The organism is Actinomycetospora cinnamomea, from assembly GCF_003096675.1.
Lineage (GTDB): Bacteria > Actinomycetota > Actinomycetes > Mycobacteriales > Pseudonocardiaceae > Actinomycetospora > Actinomycetospora cinnamomea.
The window spans coordinates 108,391-124,952 of sequence record NZ_QEKW01000014.1; the positions used below are offsets into that span (position 1 = coordinate 108,391).

Here is a 16,562-nt window from a genome sequence, read left to right on the forward strand (position 1 = left end):
CGCGGGCAGGGCGGTGACACCGTGCTCACACCGGTTCACCCCCCAGCCGGCGCCCGCCCGATCCGGACCGCCACCCGGAGGCGCCTGCCGTGAGCCTGTCCCGCCGTGCGGCCGACCTGGTGCGTTCCTGGCCCCTGGTCCGCCAGCTGACCGGCCCCGATCCGCTGGGTCGCGGCGCCGCTGTCGAGTCCAACGCGTCCGACGAGTGGCACGCGCGCACCGCCGACGCCGACACCGTCACCCGCTCGGTCTGCCCGTTCTGCGCGGTCGGCTGCGGACAGCGGATCTACAGCAAGGACGGTCGCGTCACCCAGATCGAGGGCGACCCCGACTCGCCGATCAGCCGCGGCCGGCTGTGCCCGCGCGGCTCGTCGAGCCTCTCGCTGGTCACCGCCCCGTCGCGGCTGACCCGCGTGCGCTACCGGCGTCCGGGCGGCACCGACTGGGAGGACCTCGACCTCGACACGGCGATGGACATGATCGCCGACCGCGTCGTCGACACCCGGGCGCGCACCTGGGAGGACACCGACGACGAGGGCCGCATCCTGCGGCGCACGCTCGGGCTCGCCCACCTCGGTGGGGCCACGCTGGACAACGAGGAGAACTACCTCCTCAAGAAGCTCTACACCGCGATCGGCGCGGTCCAGGTGGAGAACCAGGCGCGCATTTGACACAGCTCCACCGTCCCCGGTCTGGGGACCAGCTTCGGTCGCGGCGGCGCCACCAACACCCAGCAGGACATCGCGCAGGCCGACTGCGTGGTGCTCGAGGGCTCGAACATGGCCGAGGCGCACCCGGTCGGCTTCCAGTGGGTGATGGAGGCGAAGGCCCGCGGCGCGCAGATCATCCACGTCGACCCGCGGTTCACCCGCACCAGCGCGGTCGCCGACACGCACGTCCCGATCCGTCCCGGCACCGACATCGCCTTCCTCGGCGGGCTGATCCGCCATGTGCTGGAGAACGAGCGCGACTTCCGCGAGTACGTCGTCGCGTACACGAACGCGCCGATGCTGGTGCGCGAGGAGTTCGTCGACGCCGGTGACGACGACGGCCTGTTCTCCGGCTGGGACCCGGAGACGCGCTCGTACGACACGTCGACGTGGCAGTACGAGGGCGCGGACGTGGCCGCGGCGTCGGGTGACCGCGACCAGTGGGACGCCGACGAGCACCAGCCGGCGGCGCGCCGCGAGTCGCACCGGCTGACCCACCTGCTCGGCCAGTCCGAGGAGGCCGGCTCGGGCGGGGCGACGATCGTGGGCACGCCCGAGCGCGACGAGACCCTGCAGCACCCGCGCTGCGTCTACCAGGTCCTCAGGCGCCACTTCGCCCGCTACACCCCTGAGATGGTCTCGCGGGTGTGCGGGATGTCGGTCGCGCAGTTCCACCAGGTCGCCGAGGCGATCTGCGCGAACTCGGGCCGCGAGCGCACGACGATGTGGGTGTACTCGGTGGGCTGGACCCAGCACACCGTCGGCGTGCAGTACATCCGCTGCGCCTCGATCCTGCAGGGCCTGCTCGGCAACGTCGGACGCCCGGGCGGCGGGATCATGGCGCTGCGCGGGCACGCGACGATCCAGGGCTCCACCGACATCCCGACGCTCTACGACCTGCTGCCCGGCTACATCCCGATGCCGCACGCCCACAAGAAGATGGAGCTGTCGGACTTCCTCGAGGCCGACGCGGCGTCCAAGGGCTTCTGGGGCAACATGCCCGCCTACATGGTGAGCCTGCTCAAGGCCTGGTACGGGGACGCCGCCACGCCCGAGAACGACTTCTGCTTCGACCTCGTCCCGCGCATCACCGGCGACCACAGCACGTTCACCACGGTGCTGAACATGATCGACGGGAAGTGCGAGGGCTACTTCGTCCTCGGCGAGAACCCGGCCGTGGGCACGACGAACTCGAAGCAGCAGCGGCAGGGCCTCGCGGCCTTGAAGTGGCTCGTGGTGCGCGACCTGCAGGAGATCGAGACGGCGACGTTCTGGAAGAACGGCCCGGAGATCGAGACCGGCGAGATGCGCACCGAGGACATCGACACCGAGGTGTTCCTGCTCCCGGCGGCCACGCACATCGAGAAGGAGGGCTCGTTCACCAACACCCAGCGGCTGCTCCAGTGGCGGCACAAGGCCGTCGAGCCGCCGGGCGACGCGCGCAGCGACCTGTGGTTCGTCCACGAGCTGGGCAAACGGATCCGGGCGCGGCTGGCCGACTCGGAGCTCTCCCGCGACGACGCGCTCCGCGCGTTGACCTGGGACTACCCCACCGAGGGTCCGCACGGTGACCCGGACGCCCACGCGGTGCTCCGCGAGATCAGCGGCGTCGACGTGAACGGCGACCCGGTGTCGGGCTACACCGCGCTGAAGGACGACGGTTCCACGTCCTGCGGCTGCTGGATCTACTCCGGCGTCTTCGCCGACGGCGTGAACCAGGCGGCACGGCGGAAGCCGGCGGGCGGGGAGAGCCCGGCCGCGCTGGAGTGGGGCTGGGCGTGGCCGATGAACCGCCGCGTGCTCTACAACCGCGCGTCGGCGGACCCGGAGGGCCGGCCGTGGAGCGAGCGCAAGGCCTACGTCTGGTGGGACGAGGAGTCCGGGCGCTGGACCGGGCACGACGTGCCCGACTTCGAGGCGACCAAGCCGCCCTCGTACCGGCCGCCGGAGCACGCCGTGGCCCAGGACGCCATCGGCGGGGACGAGCCGTTCATCATGCAGGCCGACGGGCGCATCTGGCTCTACGCGCCGACGGGGCTCGCCGACGGGCCGATGCCGGTGCACTACGAGCCGGAGGAGGCCCCGACCCGCAACGCGCTGCACCCGCTGACGCGGTCGAACCCGGCGCGGGAGCGCTTCGAGCGCCCCGACAACCTCTACAACCCCTCGGACCACCAGCCCGGCTCCGAGGTGTTCCCGTACGCGTTCACCACGTTCCGCATCGCCGAGCACCACACGGCCGGTGGGATGAGCCGGTGGACCCCGTACCTCGCCGAGCTCGCGCCGGAGATGTTCGTCGAGGTCTCCCCGGCGCTGGCCGCCGAGCGCGGGCTGGAGCACACGGGGTGGGCCACGATCGTCACCGCGCGCAGCGCCATCGAGGCCCGGGTCGTGGTCACCGAGCGGATGAAGCCCCTGACCATCAACGGCGAGCTCATCCACCAGGTGGGCCTGCCGTGGCACTGGGGTCAGAACGGCCTCGTGACCGGTGACGCGGCCAACGAGATCATCGGGATCTCGCTGGACCCGAACGTCCACATCATGGACACGAAGACGGGCACGTGCGACGTGGTGGCCGGGCGCCGGCCGCGGGGCGAGGACCTGCTGCGCTTCGTCGACGGCTACCGGCAGCGGGCGGGGCTCACGACGGAGTGACGTCCAGCTCGACCCGGCGGCTCTCCTCCAGTGAGGCGAGCGGCCGGGCCGAGCCGACGCCGATCACCCGCAGACGAGCGGGGGGGACGCCGGCGGCCTCGAGCCGCCGGGCGATCTCCGCCGCGCGGTCCTCGGACAGCGCCACGGCTCGCTGCCCGCCCTCACCGACCGGGGCGGTGTGGCCCTCGACGGTGACCGTCGGCCCGGGGCTGGCGCGCAGGGCGGCCGCGAGACGGTCGACCGCGGCGGCGGCCTCGGGGGTCGGCGTGGCCGTGTCGGGGGCGAAGCGCAGGGGAGCTTCGGCCGTGACCTCGTCGAGGGTCTGCTGGAGGACGCGCGGGTCGGTGGTGCCGGTCTCGCCGGCGGCGCCCGGCGCGGCGTCGGGCCGCGGCGACGGGGGAGCGGCCGCGGTCGGGGGCGCCGGCTCCTCGCCGCCGAGGGCGAGCGCGGCGACGACCCCGCCGGCGGCGAGCACCGCGAGCAGGGTCACCAGCGCGAGCACGCCGCGGCGCCCGCCCGCCCGTGCGGCGTGGCTGCCGCCGCCCGCCGGCCCGGTGCCGCCCCACCAGCGCGCGCCGCCGGGCCGGCCCGTGACGCGCCCGCGATGCAGTCCGCCGCCTCCGCCCGTCACGGCCCGCGCCACCTCCTCACCCAGGTCGTGACGCACTGTGCCCGTTCCGATGCCCGACTCGCCCGGCTCCGGACGAGAAGGGGCCGGACGGCGCTGCGGGGGCTGCGTCGAACGGCCTACGTGCGTGATCTTCTGAGCCATAGCTCAGAAGATCACGCACGTAGGGGAGCATGGCGGCCCGTGGCGATCCCGAATGCCGAGCCGGCCCTGCGCGTGCTGCGCCGTGACGACGTCCTCGCCGCGGCGGCCGACGTCGACCCGGTGGCCAGCGTCGAGGCCACCCTGCTGGCGCACGCCCGCGGGGCGACGACGCTGCCCGACGAGGCGTACCTGCCGTGGCACACCGCGTCCGGGGCGTTCGCCCGCAGCCTGGCCCTGCCCGGGGCGGTGTGGGGGGACCGCCCGGCGGTGGGCCTGAAGATCATCAACTCGAGCCTCGACAACCCCGGCCGCGGGCTGCCTCGCGCCCAGGGCTGGACGTTCCTCTTCGACCCGGACACCGCCCGCCCGATCGCGATGCTGGAGGCCGCCTGGATCTCCGCGACCCGCACCGCGGCCTACACCGTGCTCTCGGCGCGCCTGCTCGCCGCGCCGGGCGTGGACCGGGTCGCGGTGCTCGGCTGCGGCGCGCTCGCCGAGGCGCACCTCGACCTGCTGGGCGCCGAGCTCCCGGAGGCGTCGGTGGTGGTGCACGACCTCGACCCCGCGCGCGCCCGCGCCCTGGCCGCCCGCCGGCGTGCCGAGGTCGCCGACGACCCGCGGACCGCCGTGGACGGCGCCGGGCTCGTCGTCTGCACGACCACGACGACCACCGGCTACCTGGCGCTGGACTGGCTCGCGCCGGGCGCGCTGGTCGCCCACGTCTCACTCGACGACGTGCTGCCCGAGGTGGTGACGGGCGCCGACCTCGTGGTGGTCGACGACTGGGCGCTGGTCGCCGCCGACGATCGCCGGCTGCTCGGGCGGATGCTGCGCGAGGGCACGCTCGCGGCACCCGGGGAGTCGCGGCCGGGGGCCCGGACGGTGGACGCGACGCTCGCCGACGTCGTCGCCGGCGCCCACCCCGGCCGGGCGCACGAGGGCGACGTCGTGCTGAGCAACCCCTTCGGCATGGGCGTCCTCGACGTCGCCCTCGCCGCCGCCGTGCACGACGCCGCCGTCGCCCGCGGCCTGGGCACGCTCCTGGACCCCTGACCCACGTGCGTGATCTTCTGACCTATAGCTCAGAAGATCACGCACATGGCTACTCGGCGCCCGTGCGGGGGGTGAGGCCGGCGGCGCGGATGCCGGCGACGACGGCCTCCTCGTCGGCGGTCGACGCGTCGCCGCTGGCCCCGGCCGCGCCGAGCAGGGTGCCGGCGTCGTCGTGGATGAACACCCCACCGGGCACCGAGAACACCTTGCCCCCGGTCAGCGCGGCGACCGAGGTGAAGAACTCCGCCGAGTCGGCCGCGCGGGCCGCGATCGCCCGGCTGTCCATCCCCAGCCCGAGCACCCCGTAGGCCTTCGACGTCGCGACGTCGGGGCGCAGGAAGCCCGAGCCGTCCTCGCGGCCCAGCGCCACCAGCGCGCCGCCCGGGTCGAGCACGGCGACGGTGAGCGGCTTGAAGTCCTGCGCGCGGGCGTGCGCGAGCGCGGCGGACACGATGCTCTGCGCCTGCTCCAGGGAGATGCTCATGGCGGGCCGGTACCCATCCGGTGGCCCGTCCTCACCCCGGGCACCGCACGTGATCGTGCGATCACCCGCCGATCACCGCGCCCGGCCGGTCGCCACCGACCGGCGACCCCGCGCCGCCACCGCTCGTCCGCCGGTCGTCGACGGCTCAGCGTGCCGGGCCTCGCAGGTCAGGACGGGGATGATCGCCGTCGACTAGGGTGGCCGCGACCGTCACGGAGGGAGGCGACGGCGATGGACGGCCGTCCCGGCGTCCCGACGCGTGACGCCACCACGGACACCGGCCCGCAGACCCCACCGCGGCTCACTCCCGAAGCGCCGCCGGCCCCGCCGGCGCCCCCGTCGCGCGGCCCCGGCCTGCTCGACGGGCTCGAGGAGGGCGTGGTCGTCTGCGACCGCGACGGTGTCGTGCGCGCCGCCAACCCCGCCGCGCGCCGCCTGCTACCAGGACTGCGCCTCGGCGAGGTCGTCGACGTCGCGCGGTGCGAGTCGCTCACCCGCGCCGTGCACGAGGGACGCCACGGGCCCGAGAGCGTCGAGGTCGTCATCGACCACCCGGAGGGCGAGCGCCACCTGCGGGCCCGGCGCGGGCCGGTCCTCGGCCCGATCCCGCCTCCGCCGCTGGAGACCGGCGACGGCGACACGTGCTGGTACCTGCGCGACGTCACCGGCGAGCAGCAGCGCACCGACACCCTGCTCGCCGCCCAGGAGCGAGCCGCGTTCCTCGCCGAGGCCGGGCGGGCGCTGCACGGCGTGCTGCACCTCGACCGCACCGCCCGCCGGGTGGTCGCGCTCGCCGTCCCGCGCCTGGCCGCCGGTGCGACGCTGGTGGTCCGCCACGACGACACGGTCACGTGGGCGACCGCCGAGCTCGGCGGCGGGCGCCCGCGCCTCGGTCACACCGGCACCGTCGACCTCGCCCGCGTGCCCCGCCTCGCCGCCGCCCTGGCCGGCGAGGGCGTGGGCGCGGGTTGCCCCTGGCTCGGCGAGGAGCTGCGCACGCTCACCGGACGCGACGCGGCCGGCGCCGGCAGGGCCCTGCGCGCCTGCCCCGTGCCCACCACCGGGATCGTCGAGGGTCTCGTGGTGCTCGCCGGTGCCCGTGCCGACCAGGCCGCCGACGAGCTCGGCACCGTCGAGGAGGACCTGCTCTCCTCCTACGTCGCGCGCGCCGGTGCCGCGCTGGCCGCCGCCGCGCTGCACGAGGAACAGGCCCACCTCGGCGCCGTGCTCCAGGAGAGCCTCGCCGCCCCGCGCCTGCCCGAGACCCCGGGCGTCGAGTGGGGCGCGGCCTACCGCCCGGCGCGCGAGACGCTGCGGGTCGGCGGCGACTTCTACGAGGTCGTGGCCACCGGGACGGGGCAGCGCTCGGCCTTCCTGCTCGGCGACGTCTGCGGCAAGGGCATCGAGGCCGCGGTGCTCTCCGGGCGGGTGCGGCAGTCGTGGCACGCGCTGCGCCTGCTCGAGGACCAGCCCGGGCGCCTGCTGTCCCTGCTCAACACCGCGCTGCTCGACGCCGTCGCCACCCGCGACGAGGACCCGCGCTTCGCGACGATGGTGCTCGGTGACGCGCTCCCGCGGGACGACGGCACGGTCCTCCTGCGCCTGGCCACCGGGGGCCACCCGCCGCCGCTGGTCCTGCGCGCCGACGGCACCGTCGAGCCGGTGCCCGTCGCCGGGATGCTGGTCGGCGGCCTGCGCGAGGCCCGCTTCGGCGAGGCGGAGGTGGTGCTCGCGCGCGGTGACACCTGCCTGCTCTACAGCGACGGCGTGGTCGAGGCCCGCGGGCCCGGCGACTTCTTCGGCGAGGAGCGCCTGGCCGAGACGCTGCCCCGCTGTGCGGGAGCGCCGGCGCCGGTGATCTGCGAGCACCTCGAGCAGACCGTCGTCTCCTGGCTCGACGGTCACGACCACGACGACGTGGCCCTGCTCGCGATCCGCGCCCCGAGGAGGGACACGTGACCACGGCGACCGCCACCGATCCTGCCACCGATCCCGCCACCGATCCCGCCACCGATCCCGCCACCCTGCGTGCCGACTACCTCGAGCGGCTCGCCGCCTCCGACGAGGCGGGCGCCGTCGCGGTGGCGATCGACGCGGTCGACGCGGGCGTCGACCCCGAGGTCGTGCTGCTCGACGTCGTCGCCGGCGCGCAGCGCGAGGTCGGCGAGCGCTGGGCCGCGGGGGAGTGGACCGTGGTCCAGGAGCACGTGGCCACCCACATCAGCGAGCGGGTCGTCGGCGCCGTCGCCCGGCGGGCGCCCGCGCCCGCCCCGACGGGCATCGGCCGGGTGGCCGTGGCGTGCCTCGACGGCGAGTGGCACGGGCTCCCGGCGCGCCTGCTCGCCGAGGTGCTCGCCCGCCACGGCTGGGCGGTGGAGTTCCTCGGCGCCTCGGTGCCCGCCGCCCACCTCGCCACCCACGTGCACCGCGCCGGCCCCGACGTCGTCGCCATCTCCAGCTCGCTGCCCTCGCGCCTGCCCGTGGCCCGCCGGATGGTCGAGGCGTGCCGCGCGACCGGCACCCCCGTGCTCGCCGGCGGCCCCGCCTTCGGCGCCGACGGCCGGTGGGCCCGCGCGGTCGGCGCCGACGGCTGGGCCCCCGACGCCCGCGCGGCCGCGGAGATGCTGGCCGCCGACCCCGACGGCCCCTGGTTCGCCGACGGCCCCGCCGGCGCGGGCGCCGACGACCGCAGCGCCCGCGAGGAGCAGACCGTGCTGCACGCCCGGCGCGCCGAGCTCGTGGGCGTCGCCGCCGGCGCCGCCCGACCGCGCACCACCGACACCGGCGACGTCCCCGACGTCCCCGACGTCCCCGACGAGCTCGCCGACGACCTCGGTCACCTCGTCGACTTCCTCGCCGCCGCGGTCTTCGTCGACGACCCCGCGCTCTTCGAGGGCTTCGTGGCCTGGGTCGGGTCGGTCGCGATCCCGAACGGGCTGCGGGCCGAGGAGGTCGGGCCCGCGCTCGCCGCGCTCGCCGCCGCGCTGGCCGACTCCCCGCGCACCGCCCGGCTCCTGCGCGACGCCCGCGGGCGCCTCCCCGTGGTGCCGGCGTAGGGACCCCGCCGTGGCCGACCTGACGATCAGCACCGAGCACGCGGGCGACGAGGTGGTCGTCGCCGTCGGCGGCGACCTCGACTACGACAGCCACACCCGGCTCGAGGCCGCGATCGACGCCGCCCTCCACTCCGCCGTCGGCGGCTCGCCGGGCGGGCTGGTGCTCGACCTCGCGGCGGTCACCTACTGCGACTCGTGCGGGCTGCGCGTCCTGCTCGGCGCGCACCGCCGGGCGACCGAGGTCGGCGCCACGTTCGCCCTGCGCGGCGCCCACGGCCAGCCCGCCCGGGCGCTGCGGCTCACGGGCCTGGACCAGGTGTTCGGCTAGATGGGTTGCGCCCACGTGAGCAGTTCGCAGCGCTCCAGCACTCCGAACTGCTCACGAGCGCGTCAGCGCACCGACTCCAGGAAGGCCCAGTACGTCGCCGCCCACTGCTCCGCGGCGTCGACGTGCGGGCCGTGGCCCGACTCCGGGTACTCCTCGATCTCCACGCGCCCGCCGGCGCCGCGGTAGGCCTCGAGCACGTCGCGGATCTGGCTGACCATCGGCTGGGGCGGGAAGACGTCCGCGCCCGGCCAGTCGGGCACCACGCCGCCGGCGCCGAGCGTCCCGAGCTCGAGCGCCGAGCCGTCGGCGACCACGACGTCCTGCCCGCCGTGGGTCCACAGCACCGGCGGCTTCTCGGCCAGCGTCGGCAGCCACGACCAGTCGCAGTACTTCGGCGAGAGGGCGTTGAGCAGCCCGCGCGTCCCCGGCGCGGCGCCCGGCCAGTTCTCCGACGGCGTGGCGTCCCCGGGATAGCCGTCGTCGGAGATCGTGGTCAGCAGGATCTCGTCGACGAGCACGTCCTCGCGCTCGGGCGGCTCGCGGTGCCCGGCCCGCCAGTACGTCGCGTTCATGACGTTGCGCGGGGAGAGGGGGCTGTCCTCCGACCGGTCGCCCTCGCGCAGGCGGCGCACGAACTCCGGGTTCGCGACGCCGGCCCCGGAGCCCGCGAAGTCCGGCCAGCACGGCTTCCCGTCGCGGAACACCCCGCCGAAGCCGTACGGCGAGACCGGGTCGAGGAAGGTCAGCGACGCCACCCGCCGCGCCCGGGCGACCAGCGCGATCGCCGCGCCCGCGGTGGACCAGCCGACGAGGTGCGCGGGTCGGTCGACGTCCAGCGCGTCGAGGAAGCCCCCGAGGTCGTCGGCCCAGTCGCCCAGCCCGCGCGTCGCGTCGATCGGGGCGGCCTCGCTGCGCCCGAAGCAGCGCATGTCCGGGGCGAGGATCCGGAAGCGCTCCGGCGCGCCGGGCATGAGGTGCTCGAAGAACCGGCTCGTCGAGAGGTTGCCGTGCACGAACACGACGGGCTCGCCGTCGGCCGGGCCGGACTCGAGGTAGTGGGTCCGGATGCGGCCGTCGACCTCGGCGGCGCGCACCCCCGGCATCAGGTCCACCGATCAGCTCCTGAGGGTCGGGGTCGGGGTCGGGGTCGTGTCGGGCAGGCGGTCGATCACCGCGTCCACGTCGGTCCCGCGGGGCAGCGTGCCGAACGCCTGGCCGTGGTCGCCGGCCACCCGCGACCCGACGTACGCGTCGGCCACCGCCGACGGGGCGTGGCGCACCAGCAGCGCGCCGGTCAGCAGCACCGCCATGCGCTCGGCGAGCCGGCGCGCGCCCCGCTCGTCCGGGGCGGCGAGCTCGGGCTCGAGGTCCTTGTAGCCGGCGTCCACGCGGTCGTCGACGCCGAGCACCTCGTCGCGGTAGGCCTCCAGCGCCGCGGGCTCGCGGGCGAGGACCCGCAGCAGGTCCAGGGCGTTGACGTTGCCCGAGCCCTCCCAGATCGAGTTGAGCGGCGACTCGCGGAACAGCCGCGGCATCCCCGACTCCTCGACGTAGCCGTTGCCGCCGAGGCACTCCAGCGCCTCGCCGACCACCGCCGTCTGGCGCTTGCAGATCCAGTACTTGCCCAGCGTGACGCCGATGCGCCGGAACGCGGCCTCGCGCTGGTCGTGCCCCGCCCGGTCCTGCGCCCCGGCCAGGCGCATCGCCAGCGTCACCGCGGCCTCGGACTCGCAGGCGAGGTCGGCGAGCACCTCGCGCATCAGCGGCTGGTCGACGAGCGTGCGCCCGAACGCGGCGCGGTGTCGGGTGTGGTGGGCTGCGCGCGACACCGCCGCCCGCATGCCCGCCGCCGAGCCCAGCGTGTTGTCCAGCCGGGTACAGGCGACCATCTCGATGATCGTGCGCACCCCGCGGCCCTCGTCGCCGACCCGCCAGGCGACGGTGTCGTCGAACTCCGGCTCCGACGAGGCGTTCGACCGGTTGCCGAGCTTGTCCTTGAGTCGCTGGATGCGGAACGTGTTGCGCGTGCCGTCCGGGAGGATCCGCGGCACGAGGAAGCACGTCAGCCCGGCTCCGCCGCCCGCACCCGTCGCCCCGCCGCCCGCACCCGTCGCTCCGCTCGCCCCGCCGCCCGCACCCGTTGCTCCGCTCGCCCCGTCGGCCTGCGCGAGCACCAGGAACAGGTCGCACATCGGCGCGCTGGTGAACCACTTGTGCCCGGTGAGGCGGTAGACCTCGCCGTCGGGGCGGGCGACCGTGGTGTTGGCGCGGACGTCCGACCCGCCCTGCTTCTCGGTCATGCCCATCCCCGCGAGCAGGCCGCGCTTCTCCGCGGGCGGACGGAGCCCGGGGTCGTGCACGCGGCTGGTCAGGCCGGGGCCGTAGGTGGCGAGCAGCTCGGGGGCGGCGCGCAGGGCGGGCAGAACCGCGTAGGTCATCGAGATCGGGCAGCCGTGGCCGGCCTCGAGCTGCGACCAGGTCAGGAAGCCCGCCGCCCGAGCCACGTGGGCGCCCGGCCGGTCGTCGGCCCACGGGGCGCCGGCGAAGCCGTGCTCGACGGCGACGCGGGTCAGCTCCTGGTAGGCCGGGTCGTAGTCGACCTCGTCGACGCGGTGCCCGACCCGGTCGTGGGTGCGCAGCCGGGGCTCGTGGCGGTGCGCGGCGTCGGCCCACTCCTGCGCGGTCGCCGAGCCCGCCAGCCGGCCCACGGCGTGCAGCTCGTCGCGGGCCCAGCCCGCACCCTCGCGCTCGAGCGCCTCGAGCAGCGGGGGGTCGGCGGCCACGTCGTGGCCGACGAGGTCGGGGACCTGGTTGATCACCTCATGGGTCGGGGGCACGCGCGGATCCGACCACGCCGCGCGCCCGGGAGCCAGGCCCGGGGGCCGGTCCGCCGCGCGCCAGCGCGACGAGGGCGGCGCGGTCGCGCACCTCGTACTCGCCTCGGCCGATGGGCGCGACGATGCCGCGCTGGGTCAGGGTGGCCAGGGCCTGGTTCACCGACTGGCGCGCCGCGCCGAGCCGGCTCGCGAGCTCCGCCTGCCGCGGCGTCACCACCACCAGGCCGGAGTCGTCGCGCTGCGCGGTGAGCAGGTACTTGGCCACGCGGCGCATCACCGGCAGCGAGCCCAGGTCGGTCATCTGCTCGGTGAAGGCCTGCAGGCGCTCCGGCGATGTGACGCGCGATCGCGATGCCCAGTCCGCGGTCGGTCTCGAGCATCCGGGGCAGCAGCGAGGCCGGGACGCGCAGCACCCTCGGTGCTCTCGGCGAGCCCGCGCATCGTCGCGAATTACGGGATGTCGGCCACGACGTTCTCGAGGCACAGGCTGTCGTGGCGGCGGTCGGTGACGAAGTAGAGCATCGACTCGGGGTCGGCCGGCTCGCCCCGCCAGGCCCCGACCCGGCCGCGCAGCAGCACGTAGAACGCGTCGGGAGCGTCCCCCGAGCGGTACAGCACGCCGTCGCGGGCGAGCGTCACGATCGAGCAGGCGCGGGCGACGGCGTCGCCGTGGGCGGGCGGCAGACGCCGGAACCACTCGATCTCGCCGAGCTGCTCGACGGTCGGCCGCCCGGATGCGGAGCCTAACGATCGTCGATCACCCCTGCCGGTCGGCCTTGTCCCTCGCGGGGATGGGCGTGCACCGTGGGCCGCGTCACGATGATCTCGAGGAGGAGCTCATGGCCGACGTGCCGTCGATGCGGGAACTGCTGGGCGACGACCCTCCCCAGAACTGGGGCAAGTGGGGCTCCGACGACGAGGTCGGCGCGTTGAACTACCTCGACGCGGCCCAGGTCCTGCGCGGGGTGGGCAGCGTGCGCGACGGTCAGGTCTTCACGCTGCAGTGCCCGATGGGCCACCCGCACGGCGACCCCGTCTTCCCGGGCCGGGAGGGCATCAAGCGCGAGATGGTGTGGGACCAGGAGCTCTTCGAGTCCGGGCAGGGCCCGAGCTTCCCCGGCGGCATCCGCGCCACCGACGACAAGGCCGAGATCTTTCTGCAGGGCTCGTCGCAGTACGACGCGCTCGGTCACGCCTGGTACGACGACACGCTCTGGAACGGGCGTTCCGCCGACACCACCAACGGTGGCGGCATGAGCTGGGCGTCGATCCTGCCGATCGCCGAGCGGGGCGTCGCCGGCCGCGGCGTCCTCATCGACATGGCGCGCCACCGCGGCAAGGACTGGCTGGACAAGGGCGAGACGTTCACCCACGCCGACCTCGAGGACGCCGCGGCGGCGCAGGGCGTGACCATCGAGGACCGGGACGTCATCTGCATCCGCACCGGCTTCCTGAAGTACTTCTACTCGGTCTCCCACGAGGAGTTCTACGACGGCTTCGTCGAGCCGGGCCTGACCTACTCGCGCGAGCTCGTCGAGTGGTTCCAGCGCAAGGAGATCCCCAACCTGGTCACGGACACCATCGCCAACGAGGTGACCGCCGACCCCGGGAGCGGGGTGCTGCTGCCGCTGCACGCCTCGCTGCTGCGCAACCTCGGGGTCAGCCTCGCGGAGATCATCTGGCTGGACGACCTCGCCGAGGCGTGCGCCGCCGACGGGCGCTGGGACTTCCTCTACACGGCCGCGCCGCTGAAGATCCACGAGGCGACGGGCTCGCCGGTCAACCCCGTGGTGATCCGCTGATGGGCGTGTACGACGAGCGCCCCTGGCTGGCGCGTTACCCCGAGGGCCAGGCCCACGACATCGAGCCCGAGTTCCCCAGCGGCCTGGCGATGTTCGCCGACGCGCTGCGGCGGGCCCCGGACACCGAGATCGTCCGGTACTTCGACGGGACGATCACGCTCGCCGAGCTCGACCGGCTCTCCGACCGCTTCGCCGTCGCGCTGGCCGACCGCGGCTTCGAGCGCGGTCACCGCCTCGCGACCTACCTGCAGAACATCCCGCAGGTGCTCATCGCGGTGATCGGCACGTGGAAGGCCGGCGGCATCGTCGTCTCGATCAACCCGATGAGCCGCACCCGGGAGCTGACGACGCTGCTCTCCGACTGCGAGGCCACCGCGCTGCTCGCCGAGGAGGACCTGTTCGGGCAGGTGGCGCGCGAGGTCGTGCCGACGATCCCGTCGCTGCGGATCGCGTGGACGACCTCGCCGCTGGAGTACCAGACACGCCACGACCCGCGCCTGTTCGCCGGCGTGGAGCGGGTGCGCCACGACGGCACCGAGGACCTGTCCGAGGTGCTGGACTCGGTCGGCGACCGCACGCCCGAGCCCGTCGAGCTGGGCGGAGACGACGTCGCGTTCCTCGGCTACACCTCGGGCACCACCGGCCCGCCCAAGGGCGCCATGAACACCCATCGCAACGTGGTGTTCAACGCGCAGACCTACCGCGACTGGGTGGGCCTGACGCCCGAGGACTCGGTGCTCGGCGTGGCGCCGCTGTTCCACATCACGGGCGTCGTCGCCCACACGGCGGTCTGCCTGCTCGTGCCCATGCCGCTGGTGCTGGCCTACCGCTTCGAGCCGAACGTGCTGCTCGACGCGATCCGCGAGCACCGCCCGACGTTCACCGCCGGGTCGATCACCGTGTTCATCGCGCTGATGAACACCGAGGGCGCGACGAAGGATGACCTGTCGTCACTGACGAAGATCTTCTCCGGCGGCGCGCCGATCCCGCCGTCGACGGTGAAGGCGTTCGCCGACCAGTTCGGGACCTACATCCACAACATCTACGGGCTCACCGAGACCACCTCGCCGTCGCACGGCGTGCCGCTCGGGGGCCGGGCGCCCGTGGACGAGGCGTCCGGAGCCCTGTCCGTGGGCGTGCCGATCTTCTCGACCGTCGTGCGGATCGCGCGCGACGACGGCAGCGACGCCGACGTCGGCGAGATCGGGGAGATCGTGACCCGCGGGCCGCAGGTGGTGCCGGGCTACTGGAACAAGCCCGAGGAGACCGAGAACGCGCTGCGCGCCCCGGACGGGTCGGTCGAGCTGAAGACCGGCGACGTCGGCTACATGGACGCCGAGGGCTGGTTCTACGTCGTCGACCGCAAGAAGGACCAGATCAACGCCGGCGGCTACAAGGTCTGGCCCCGCGAGGTCGAGGACGTGCTCTACGAGCACCCCGCGGTCCGCGAGGCGGCGGTGGTGGGCGTGCCCGACGAGTACCGCGGCGAGACGGTCAAGGCGTTCGTGTCCGTGCGTCCTGGACAGAGCGTCGACCCCGAGGAGCTCATCGCGTTCTGCCGGGACCGGATGTCGGCGTACAAGTACCCGCGCCAGGTCGAGCTGCTCGACGAGATCCCGAAGACCGTCACGGGGAAGCTGCTGCGGCGGGCCCTGCGGTCGTAGCACGCCGGTCCCCGGGCCCGCACCACGGCGAGGTCACTGCCCGTCGGCCACGATCTTGACGATGCTCCGCGCACTCGTGGTCGTGCTGCTCGTCGTCCTCGCGCCGGCGGGGTGCGCCGACGCGCCCGTGACCCCGCCGGCGCCCGACCCGGCCGCGGTCGACGCCGCGTTCCTGTCGGGGATGATCCCGCACCACGAGCAGGCGCTGGATCTCACCGCGATGGTCGACCATCGGGACGTGTCACCCGGTCTCGACGCGGTCGCGCTGCGGATCGACCGCGAGCAGGTCGAGGAGATCGGCCAGATGCAGGGGCTGGCCCGGGCGCGCGGGCTACCGGTGACCACCGCACCGCACGGCGGGCACGACATGCCCGGGATGGCCGACCGGGCGACCCTCGACCGGCTGCGGACCCTGCAGGGGCCCGCGTTCGAACGGTCGTGGCTCGACACGATGATCCGTCACCACGAGGGCGCGCTGGTGATGGCCCACGACTACCTCGCGGTCGGCACCGACGAGACGCTGCGGCGGTTCTCCCGGGTCCTGCTCACCTCCCAGTCCCGCGAGATCGCCGTGCTGCAGGAGTTGAGGACTAGCATCGCCAGGCCATGACCCCACCGTCGCGGCCCGCGGTGCCGATGCTGTTCGTCGAGGTCGAGGGCGTCCTGCGCAAGACGCCCGACGACCTCGGCCGCCCGTGGAGGGGTCCGTTCGACATCGAGGTCTTCCCGGACGCCGTCGAGCGCCTGCGGCTGTGGAAGGGCGCGGGCGGGCGGATCCTCGGGTTCAGCCAGCAGGGCGGGGTCGCGCTGGGGGAGACCGACGAGCAGACGGCCCTGCGCACGCTGTGGACGGTGCGCGAGCGCGTGGCCAACCTCCTCGACCACGTCGTGCTCTGCCCCCACCACCCCGACGCGCCGATGCCCGACCACGCGCGCTGCTGGTGCCGCCTGCCCAAGCCCGGGATGCTCATCGCCGGGCAGCACGAGGTCGCGCTGCGCCAGCAGGAGCACTACCCGATCTGGATGGCGCTGCTCGTGGCCCGCTCACCCGAGGCGCTGCAGGCGGCGCGGGACCTCGACCTCGACCACCTCGAGGGCGACCGCTGGCGCCGCGACGGGGGCGCGCCGGCGGGCGTGTGAGCGCGCAATCGTCGTGAACTGCGTATGGCGGGCGGCGGAAACCCGAGCGGACGATCCCCCC

The 16,562-nt window shown here is 74.8% G+C and carries 15 protein-coding genes; 9 read left to right on the forward strand and 6 right to left on the reverse strand.

Annotation, left to right across the window (positions count from 1 at the left end):
- Positions 1–95: 95 nt before the first annotated feature.
- Entirely contained in the window at positions 96–3,365 is a 3,270-nt protein-coding gene (fdh, locus tag C8D89_RS22000) for a formate dehydrogenase (protein WP_243418305.1), read from the forward strand.
- On the opposite strand, the gene C8D89_RS22005 is transcribed toward fdh, so the two are convergent.
- Positions 3,352–3,996: an OmpA family protein gene (locus C8D89_RS22005; protein ID WP_165825861.1), complete on the reverse strand. Its 645-nt coding sequence runs from the start codon at positions 3,994–3,996 to the stop codon at positions 3,352–3,354. The two genes, fdh and C8D89_RS22005, sit on opposite strands and share 14 nt — an antisense overlap.
- Before the next feature lie 180 nt (positions 3,997–4,176).
- Between C8D89_RS22005 and C8D89_RS22010 the strand changes: the two genes are divergently transcribed.
- The gene (locus tag C8D89_RS22010) at positions 4,177–5,190 is read left to right on the forward strand and encodes an ornithine cyclodeaminase family protein (RefSeq protein ID WP_207787356.1); all 1,014 of its coding nucleotides are present in this window, start codon (positions 4,177–4,179) and stop codon (positions 5,188–5,190) included.
- A 49-nt stretch (positions 5,191–5,239) separates the two neighbouring features.
- Here C8D89_RS22010 and C8D89_RS22015 read toward each other — a convergent pair whose 3' ends face one another.
- Complete coding sequence (locus tag C8D89_RS22015) at positions 5,240–5,674, reverse strand: GlcG/HbpS family heme-binding protein (protein ID WP_116710259.1); 435 nt, start codon at positions 5,672–5,674, stop codon at positions 5,240–5,242.
- 231 nt (positions 5,675–5,905) lie between these two features.
- Between C8D89_RS22015 and C8D89_RS22020 the strand changes: the two genes are divergently transcribed.
- From C8D89_RS22020 to C8D89_RS22030, 3 genes are read left to right on the forward strand one after another with little or no spacing between them, the layout of a single operon-like run.
- Complete coding sequence (locus C8D89_RS22020; RefSeq protein ID WP_116710260.1) at positions 5,906–7,633, forward strand: PP2C family protein-serine/threonine phosphatase; 1,728 nt, start codon at positions 5,906–5,908, stop codon at positions 7,631–7,633.
- Positions 7,630–8,730 carry a cobalamin B12-binding domain-containing protein gene (locus C8D89_RS22025; RefSeq protein WP_116710261.1) on the forward strand — a complete coding sequence of 367 codons (1,101 nt, stop codon included), beginning with the start codon at positions 7,630–7,632 and terminating at the stop codon, positions 8,728–8,730. Before C8D89_RS22020 ends, C8D89_RS22025 begins: the two co-directional genes overlap by 4 nt.
- A 10-nt stretch (positions 8,731–8,740) precedes the next feature.
- A complete protein-coding gene (locus C8D89_RS22030) occupies positions 8,741–9,058 on the forward strand; it encodes an STAS domain-containing protein (protein WP_116710262.1) in 318 nt (105 codons plus the stop codon).
- A gap of 62 nt (positions 9,059–9,120) precedes the next feature.
- Here the strand turns inward: C8D89_RS22030 and C8D89_RS22035 are convergent, their stop codons facing one another.
- From C8D89_RS22035 to C8D89_RS22050, 4 genes are all read right to left on the reverse strand, one after another.
- Positions 9,121–10,161 carry an alpha/beta hydrolase gene (locus tag C8D89_RS22035; RefSeq protein ID WP_116710316.1) on the reverse strand — a complete coding sequence of 347 codons (1,041 nt, stop codon included), beginning with the start codon at positions 10,159–10,161 and terminating at the stop codon, positions 9,121–9,123.
- A gap of 12 nt (positions 10,162–10,173) precedes the next feature.
- Entirely contained in the window at positions 10,174–11,895 is a 1,722-nt protein-coding gene (locus C8D89_RS22040; RefSeq protein ID WP_116710263.1) for an acyl-CoA dehydrogenase family protein, read from the reverse strand.
- On the reverse strand, positions 11,879–12,196 hold the full coding sequence (locus tag C8D89_RS22045) for a Crp/Fnr family transcriptional regulator (RefSeq protein WP_116710264.1): 318 nt from the start codon (positions 12,194–12,196) through the stop codon (positions 11,879–11,881). Before C8D89_RS22045 ends, C8D89_RS22040 begins: the two co-directional genes overlap by 17 nt.
- Positions 12,197–12,345: 149 nt before the next feature.
- On the reverse strand, positions 12,346–12,534 hold the full coding sequence (locus tag C8D89_RS22050) for a cyclic nucleotide-binding domain-containing protein (RefSeq protein ID WP_116710265.1): 189 nt from the start codon (positions 12,532–12,534) through the stop codon (positions 12,346–12,348).
- 200 nt (positions 12,535–12,734) lie between these two features.
- Between C8D89_RS22050 and C8D89_RS22055 the strand changes: the two genes are divergently transcribed.
- From C8D89_RS22055 to C8D89_RS22070, 4 genes are all read left to right on the forward strand, one after another.
- On the forward strand, positions 12,735–13,697 hold the full coding sequence (locus tag C8D89_RS22055; RefSeq protein ID WP_116710317.1) for a cyclase family protein: 963 nt from the start codon (positions 12,735–12,737) through the stop codon (positions 13,695–13,697).
- Complete coding sequence (locus C8D89_RS22060; RefSeq protein WP_116710266.1) at positions 13,697–15,361, forward strand: class I adenylate-forming enzyme family protein; 1,665 nt, start codon at positions 13,697–13,699, stop codon at positions 15,359–15,361. Before C8D89_RS22055 ends, C8D89_RS22060 begins: the two co-directional genes overlap by 1 nt.
- Before the next feature lie 61 nt (positions 15,362–15,422).
- Complete coding sequence (locus C8D89_RS22065; protein ID WP_116710267.1) at positions 15,423–15,971, forward strand: DUF305 domain-containing protein; 549 nt, start codon at positions 15,423–15,425, stop codon at positions 15,969–15,971.
- Complete coding sequence (locus tag C8D89_RS22070; RefSeq protein WP_116710268.1) at positions 15,968–16,501, forward strand: HAD family hydrolase; 534 nt, start codon at positions 15,968–15,970, stop codon at positions 16,499–16,501. The genes C8D89_RS22065 and C8D89_RS22070 overlap by 4 nt, the downstream gene beginning before the upstream one ends.
- Positions 16,502–16,562 lie beyond the last annotated feature (61 nt).